The organism is Vibrio sp. YQ_11, from assembly GCF_043103065.1.
Classification (GTDB): domain Bacteria; phylum Pseudomonadota; class Gammaproteobacteria; order Enterobacterales; family Vibrionaceae; genus Vibrio; species Vibrio parahaemolyticus.
On sequence record NZ_JBICJM010000032.1, the window covers coordinates 1 to 302 of the forward strand.

Genomic DNA, 302 nt, shown 5'->3' on the forward strand with positions numbered 1-302 from the left:
GGTTTAAATTCAGAGCAAAAAGTTGGTTCTGCATAAAGTGCTGAAGCAATTTATGTGGGGCTATAGCTCAGCTGGGAGAGCGCTTCGCTGGCAGCGAAGAGGTCATCGGTTCGATCCCGATTAGCTCCACCACTGACTTCCTATGTCCCGTTCGTCTAGAGGCCTAGGACACCGCCCTTTCACGGCGGTAACAGGGGTTCGACTCCCCTACGGGATACCATCTTTAAGCACATTTCTTTTGATAAGAAAGTATTAAGTGTTCTTAAAAATGGTTACTTCATTAGAAGTGATTAGCTCTTTAA

The 302-nt window shown here is 45.7% G+C and carries 2 tRNA genes; both read left to right on the plus strand.

Annotated features, from left to right (window positions below):
- The first annotated feature begins 56 nt into the window (after positions 1 to 56).
- A tRNA-Ala gene (locus tag ACF8EG_RS12790) sits at positions 57 to 132 on the plus strand.
- Positions 133 to 144: 12 nt separating this feature from the next.
- A tRNA-Glu gene (locus ACF8EG_RS12795) sits at positions 145 to 220 on the plus strand.
- The last annotated feature ends 82 nt before the right edge of the window (positions 221 to 302 follow it).